Raw genomic sequence first — 6,804 nt, 5'->3', positions numbered from 1 at the left:
ATCATTGCCGAACACGCAGTCTTTACCGAGCTCGATTCCGCGGAAATCGACGGCTCTGGCGACATGTGTTTTCTTGGCAATGTCGGCCCCGACAACAAGAGTTGATTCGGTAATTTGTTGAATTCGTTGATTCTGTTTCCTGGCGTGTTTATACTTCATTGTAGAGTGCCTCCTGCGCTGGGATTTGTTCTTTGGTCGGAACGTTCCCCAGTATACAGAAGGTACTTTTTTCATTCAAACCTCGAATTCATTCATTACAGGAATGGCTCCTCTCTTTTTTCGGAGGCGGTGTGTGCATATTAGTCTGGCTTGGGCCGCTCTCCCGTTTGGCCAATATGATGCGGTTTTTCCCGGTTTTCCGGTCATCCCCGTCTATGTCGGCATCGATGTCCGAATCGATGTCGGGTTCTATGTCGGGAACCATGCGGGTGTGCGGAAGAGTCTGTCTCCTCATTCGCCCCGGTTGTCGTCCGTGGGATGGAAGAAGTCTCCCTCATACTGGTTGATTTCCCGTTCGACTTCCTCAATCGACCGTCCGTCCTGCCGGTCGGAATGTGCCCAAGCTTGCCGTATCCAGTCCGTATGGGCGATCGGAACGATCTCATTCTTCATCGTAAACATCACCAGTTTTCCCTGATGCCCTTTGGTTCGCACGATGGCGTGCAACTCCGGCAAGTGCATCAGGTCATGCGCAGACACCATCGGCTTTAACCAGCGCGTTAACCGGTCGGCATCCGGGCCGCCCATCTGAAGAAGGATGAGGGTTCCGACATTTCCCAGGATCGCCTCCAAAATGCGGTCCGGGAGCTGGGTCAAATACTGGGTGGCCAGAAAAAGCGAAAGACCGAACTTTCGATCTTCCGAGAGAATCTTGGCCAAAATATCCGTGGCAAACAAATGAACCTCATCGGCAAAGAAAAAATGGGGCCGGGATGCATGCGGGGGCCGCTTCCGGCAGGTAAAGTGGTAATCAATCATAAACAAACTGGCCAGTATCCGGAGCAGATCCGGAACGCAGCCGGAACCGTCAATCAGCACGATGTGCCCTTCATCCATACACCGGCGAATATTGACGCTGCTTTGCAACTGGCCGAGCATGCGCCGCGACGTGGGATACGTAAGCAAAGCCCCCAATTTGTTTAAAATGGGACCGAGATGCTCTCCGATGTTTTTGATCTGAGCAAATTCCGCCGTCCAAAAATGCAGCAAATGCGGGTCCAGGTACGGCAGAATCCGGCGCCGGTACGCTTCGTTCAAAAATATGCGAACAACGCCGAGCACCGTTTGCGGCGGGACGGAAAGCAGGCTGAGCACGGCATTGCGCAGGTAATGTTCCGCCCGGGGTCGGGAACCCGGAAAGAGCTGCTGCAACGTGGTCACAAATTCCCCCGTCAAGGCTTCAGCTTCCGCCTGGTGATCCGTCTGAAACAAATTAAACCCGCGAGGCCTCTCGGTTGCTCCAAGCGGAATCAGGTGCAGTTTCGAATACATTTTCGGCGGAAGATGGCTGAGCAGCGTTTCAATCCCTCCGCCATGCGGATCGAGAAAGGTAAATCCCGGGGCTCTCTCCGGATTTCGCTCCAGTTCCCGCACCATTCGGACCATGATCGACAGCAGCGTGGACGTTTTTCCCGAGCCGGTCGTCCCCGCCAAAAACGTGTGCTTCAGCAATTGATTCACCGGCATCCGGATTTCCCGTTCCATGCCCGGCACATTGCTTTTCCCGATGAAAATGCCTTCGTTCAAATCATGCGGCGGCGCGATCATCTTGGTTGTGACGGATTGGAGATGCGCCGCTGCCGTTGTGCCCGCATCCGGCAACCGAAGCCAGGAAGCAAGTTCGGCAGCCGTCAGCAAAATGGGCCGGAATGGCGTTCCGCCATCGAAGCGGCGCCGGATTTTTTCCGGGACAACCGGGTGCAACAAAATCCCGTTGAGTTCCCTCATCGATTGGAGGGCGGCATTCATTGTTTGCAACCGGGCTTTCGAAGAAAAGGAATGAATATACGCCCGAAAGCTTGTCCAAAAACCCGGTTCCTCCTCTGATCGTTTGCCCTGCAGTGCCCTTAGCAGATGCGATTGGCGTTCGGTCAGTTGGCGTTGTTTCGGCCTCGTCTTCGAGTCTGTGCTCATTTCCCGCCAGATGGCTTTCAACGAAACCGGTTCATTGGCCGGCGATTGCAGCCATTTTTCCGCTTTCACGATTCGCTTGCGCAGGTCGCTTCCGGCGGCTGGAACAAAGGTCATGTCCAGCCACACTTCTTCCCCGTCCCGAAGTTCTCCCGCTCCCATCGCCATCATCATGGCGTTTAGCGGGTCCTTAAAGGCAAAGGGCGCGACAGAAAGCAGGCCGCGGTTCACCGTCCGCCCTTCCGCTCCCAGTGCGGATTCATGGGCTCCCGGAAGAAAAAGGGCATCTTCAGAGGCAGGCAACAAATAGATGCCTGAAAAATGGGTCTGAAATGCCGCCGTAAAGCCCATCACCCGAATATCCGGAACGGCATAAAACAGGCGAATCCGGCCGGCCGGCCCTTTGCACTGAACCAGAAACCGGAAATAAAGCTGACCGTAACGCCAGCGAAGGGAAAGGGGCAATCCCAGATGAGCGATTTGCCTGACAAATGACGCAACTTCACCGGGACCGGCTGAAGACAAGTCCGCTGTCGGGCAAATCTCGAAAACCTTCATCCCGCCTACCGGCCCCGTGCCCCGTTTGCACCACTTCGGGAATAAAAAAGAGAGCAATGCTGCTCACCCCTTCCATCGCCGATTCCCTTTTCAAAAGAGCAAGTTTGATATTCCCCCTCCTTTCTGGAATAAAAAAAGGAACGAATCCCCGGATTCAGGATTTCGTCCCTTTTTTCTGATGTTACCATCATAACAGGATTTCGTTACAATTTCGACACATTTTCGCTACAATTTTGGACCATTTTCGGCACAATTTTGTGCCAAAAAAGTCACACTTTCGTTACAGTAGAGTAACATTTTTGTCACATATCCCGTGCTTAAAGCCGCTTCCGCTTCATCCACCGGGCCATTTCCTCCACTTGCCGCATGACAAAAAACTGATCCTCTTCCGCAAACTCCTCAAGCAAAGAACGGATCTGCTCCGCCGGCAAATATGCCGGTTGTCTTTCAAATTGAAACAACAGCGAAAGTTCCACGCGCAAACCATGCGCCAGTTTGGCAATATTCTCAAGCGAAATATTTTTCTCCCCGCGTTCGACTTGTCCCACATAATTGGGGTGCAACCCGGATCGTTCTGCCAGTTCCTCTTGTGTCCACCCGCATTGGAGTCGCAGTTCTTTGATGCGCTGTCCAAACGACTGACGGATATCCAATTCTATCCACCCACCTTCATCCCTTTAGTCTAGAACGGGCAGGATGAAGTTTGAACACACAATGAATTCTCTATTTACAAAACTCATTGTGTTTGTTAGGGTAGAGATAGACGAAGAATCTTTTCAAAAGTTTTGTTGGACAACCATCGGGATTCTCATCTATAATGTTCTTGTGTGCCTTTTACAATCCGATCGCAACGTTCCTCATGGAAACGCACGATCAAAATGAAACGAGGGACACGTTCTTCAACGGGAACGCATCCCCAATCTCTTCCCACTAACACGTTTGCAGATCCGGCGCAACCGTCGCTGTTTCTCCACCATCCATGAATTCCGGCAAGCATTTTTCACCGCCCATGGCTTTATACACCTTGTCTAAAATTTTGTTGCGCCGCCAGTAATACATCCTTTTCGATAAGTGCAAGCGATCCATGGTCAAAGAGCTGGCCAGTTGACTAAAATAACGAATTTCCATAAACTCTCTTTCCTCCGGGGTGAGAGCCAGGAAAGAGACGTCGATGAGGCGAATTCGTTTTTCCAGTTTGGAAAGTTCTTTTTCCATTTCCGCACGATTTACGACCGTTTTTAAAACGGGATCTTTCTTCCGGCCCTCTCCATGGATCGCTGCCAAATCAAAATGTTGGGCCAGGTTCGGAATGTCTTCCATCTGAATTTTTAACGCTTCAATTTTGGATTTCCACAGGGGATAAGACAGCAACCAGGATTCGACCAAACCATAAGGAGTTGTTTGGGTCATTCACTCCTCCCCCATCTTTTCTGCCGTATTCTTCCTTTCGCACGATAATGGGCATCATGACGCATCATGCGTTCGAAAAAGAGGAATTGATTTTCTTCGAGTCCGGCTTCTCTATTCGGCGTCTTTCCTATTTGTCTGGCTTTCGGAAGGTGTTCGTTTCGCTCTTGGTGGGGCAAAAAGTTGAGGCTCATCACAGTCACCCTTTCTTTTCATGATCAGGGACGATTTGAGAATTCGGGGATAAATCAAGGAACGTCATTACTGGAAGGCCCCATTAAAACGAGCATGATCCTGCAGCCGCTTTGCTTTCCAGGCAAATCCATCAAAAAACATGATGATGAAGAGTCTCTAGGCTGATGCCCGGCAAGCTTGTCCAATATATGATTATCCTTTTTCGCCATCCGCTTTCACCTCCATCTGATTCAGCAGGATTTTTACAGGTTAAAAAGAAGCCAATGGGGTTTGGCTTCCGCTGAATCCTGATTTCATGCTTAACGCTTTTTTCTTCTTTCCCATCTCCATTTTTGCCGATTTTGATGGACATTTCGAACTTCAGTGAAAGTAATGCAAACCATGAGACCCACAACGATCCATACAATGACCCAAGCACACAGCTTCTCATCCAACACAGAACAAATAAGCGCTCCCTTCCAGTCAACCGAAGTTCCAAAGCAAAATAGTTCTAATGATCCAGTGTGTATTTTCTATGATACGGGACTCGACAAAAAATGGAAGGATGATTTTTTCGTCATCCCCCTTGGTTTGCACCTCTCTTAAAATAATCCTTTTCGTTTCGCGATTTGCGCCGCTTCCTGACCTGAGGCGGCCCCGAGCTTCTTCATGACATGGCGAATGTGGGTTCTGACGGTATTCGTTGAAATTTGCAGATATTCGGCAATGCCGGACCGGGTATAACCTTGAGCCAGCAATTGAAGAATCTCTTTTTCCATGGACGTAATCCGTTGCTGGAATTCATTCTGCCTCAGCCGGTGCAATTCCCCCAGGATCACGCCTGCCACCTCTTCTGAGATTACCGTCACGTTTTGATGGGCCTGTCGGATCGCTTCCGGAAGTTTTTCATATTTTGTCTTGGGGATATAATTGACGGCGCCGGCAGTAAATGCATCCAGGATCACTTCGCTGTCTTCCAGGGAAGTCAGCATCATCATTTTTACAGCGGGGTTTCGTTGCAATATCTCCAACGCGGCATCCAGCCCATCGTACTTCCCAGGAGTAAGCACGATATCCATGAGAACGACGTCCACTTCTGTATTTTGAAAAATCGAGAAAGCCTCTTCCTTCGTTGCCGCGGCATGCACCAGACAAAAATCTGCTTGTTTTCGGAGATACGTTGTCAAGGCGTTTTGCCACACCGGATCATCTTCCACGAGCAGGATCCTGATTTTCTCCAAACCCGTTCACCTCCTTCTTCAACCCTCGGGATTGGAACCTGTTTTTCGGCTTTGGAAAAAAGAGCGTCACCGTCGTGCCCTCATTTAAAACGCTTTCCAATTCAATGAAACCTTGATGTTTTTGCATGACGTTGTAGCAAAATGATAATCCCAATCCAAAATTTCCGGCTCCCTTCTTGGTCGAATAAAACGGTTCCATCACATGCGGCAAATCTTCCGCCGATATTCCCGCCCCGTTGTCCGATATTTCCACAATAACTTGCTTTTTGGTTTCATATAATGACAGGTACAGCCTTCCCTTTTCTTCCATGGCCTCGATCGAATTGGTGAAAAGATTCTTCAACACTTCCCGAATCATGACTTCGTCACAAAGCACCGACATGTTCCCCGTCGAATCTACGATGACTTGAATCTGTTTTTGTTCCAAATATGGCCGGATTTGCGACAGGCTCAATTGGATGATGTCTTCCAGGTTACACCATCGTTTTTTCACTTCATCGTCCCGCAATTGGCTTTGAATGCGGGTAACCAAGGTAAGCAAATGTTCTATAGAATCCAGAATCGAACGGCTATACTGCTGGATTTCCGTTTCATGGTTGGCCGCGGCGGCAGATTGAATCAGATCCGCCATGATCTTAATCTTTCCCATCTCATTTTTTACCGCGTGGTTGATGATGGATGTTCCTGCTGTTGTCGCCCGAAGCGCATGGCGCAGGCTATTTTTTTCAAAGCGAAAGCGGACCCCAAGAATGCCATGTTTGGACAATAGCAAAAAAGTGAAAAACATAACCCCGATCACCACGGGCGCATATCTCCAGATTTCAGGCCACCCGGGGAAGAAAGCCCCCACCGTATAGACGGTAAGCACCTGAAACATCACGGGCGGAATGACCAAAATATTTGTATACATTCGATCGCGCTTGATCCAACCGTTTTTTTCAATTTTTGTACTGTAAAGCAACAGAAACATTCCGATGATGAAATACGGTACACACCAAGTAAGCGTCAAATCTAGCACACCTGGTCAAAGCTTCCCCAGCCTGCGAGAATAGGAACGAAGCGTATGCGCGGGCGTCGCCAAACAAGACGGAACGCCAAAGAGCCCTGACTGAGCAGTCAGAGCGGTTCGGGGCACAACGTCAGAACAGGCGACACGTGATCGGCAATGCGGGCGACCACGGGGCCAGCTTCTCCAGAGCGGCGGCGTCCTGCAAGTTCGGCAACTGTGGCAGTTGCTCGAACAGGTACTGCAAATAAGCCTCCGGTTTCAGCCGGTTTGCTTTTGCCGTTTCGA

7 protein-coding genes and 1 pseudogene are annotated in these 6,804 nt (G+C 50.0%); all 8 read right to left on the bottom strand.

The features are described from left to right. Positions 1 to 159, bottom strand: a pseudogene (locus F560_RS25815) (IS110 family transposase); the annotation flags it as partial. A gap of 291 nt (positions 160 to 450) precedes the next feature. After that, complete coding sequence (locus tag F560_RS23990; RefSeq protein WP_245554941.1) at positions 451 to 2,688, bottom strand: type IV secretory system conjugative DNA transfer family protein; 2,238 nt, start codon at positions 2,686 to 2,688, stop codon at positions 451 to 453. A gap of 317 nt (positions 2,689 to 3,005) precedes the next feature. Then, positions 3,006 to 3,341, bottom strand: a complete 336-nt coding sequence (locus tag F560_RS23985) for a helix-turn-helix domain-containing protein (protein ID WP_245554939.1) — start codon at positions 3,339 to 3,341, stop codon at positions 3,006 to 3,008. Between the two features lie 277 nt (positions 3,342 to 3,618). Further along, a complete protein-coding gene (locus tag F560_RS0121520; RefSeq protein ID WP_156829093.1) occupies positions 3,619 to 4,098 on the bottom strand; it encodes a hypothetical protein in 480 nt (159 codons plus the stop codon). A gap of 322 nt (positions 4,099 to 4,420) precedes the next feature. Beyond that, complete coding sequence (locus F560_RS25810; protein WP_156829092.1) at positions 4,421 to 4,642, bottom strand: hypothetical protein; 222 nt, start codon at positions 4,640 to 4,642, stop codon at positions 4,421 to 4,423. Positions 4,643 to 4,871: 229 nt separating this feature from the next. Further along, positions 4,872 to 5,510 (bottom strand): response regulator transcription factor, encoded by a 639-nt coding sequence (locus tag F560_RS0121515; RefSeq protein WP_019007783.1) that lies wholly within the window; start codon positions 5,508 to 5,510, stop codon positions 4,872 to 4,874. Next, positions 5,476 to 6,519, bottom strand: a complete 1,044-nt coding sequence (locus F560_RS23980; RefSeq protein WP_051088373.1) for a sensor histidine kinase — start codon at positions 6,517 to 6,519, stop codon at positions 5,476 to 5,478. The genes F560_RS0121515 and F560_RS23980 overlap by 35 nt, the downstream gene beginning before the upstream one ends. A gap of 130 nt (positions 6,520 to 6,649) precedes the next feature. Next, on the bottom strand, positions 6,650 to 6,804 hold a 155-nt coding region (locus tag F560_RS25355), incomplete at its 5' end, for a transposase domain-containing protein (RefSeq protein WP_019007781.1).

The organism is Cohnella laeviribosi DSM 21336 (assembly GCF_000378425.1).
Taxonomy (GTDB): Bacteria; Bacillota; Bacilli; order Paenibacillales; family Paenibacillaceae; genus Cohnella; species Cohnella laeviribosi.
Note: the sequence above shows the minus strand (reverse complement) of the source record. Positions and strands in the feature narration are given on the sequence as shown.

What these genes read in the sequence shown, in the direction of transcription:
- F560_RS25810 (WP_156829092.1), bottom strand. Translation starts at nt 4,642, where the DNA reads ATGTCCATCAAAATCGGCAAAAATGGAGATGGGAAAGAAGAAAAAAGC.
- F560_RS0121520 (WP_156829093.1), bottom strand. Translation starts at nt 4,098, where the DNA reads ATGACCCAAACAACTCCTTATGGTTTGGTCGAATCCTGGTTGCTGTCT.
- F560_RS23990 (WP_245554941.1), bottom strand. Translation starts at nt 2,688, where the DNA reads ATGAAGGTTTTCGAGATTTGCCCGACAGCGGACTTGTCTTCAGCCGGT.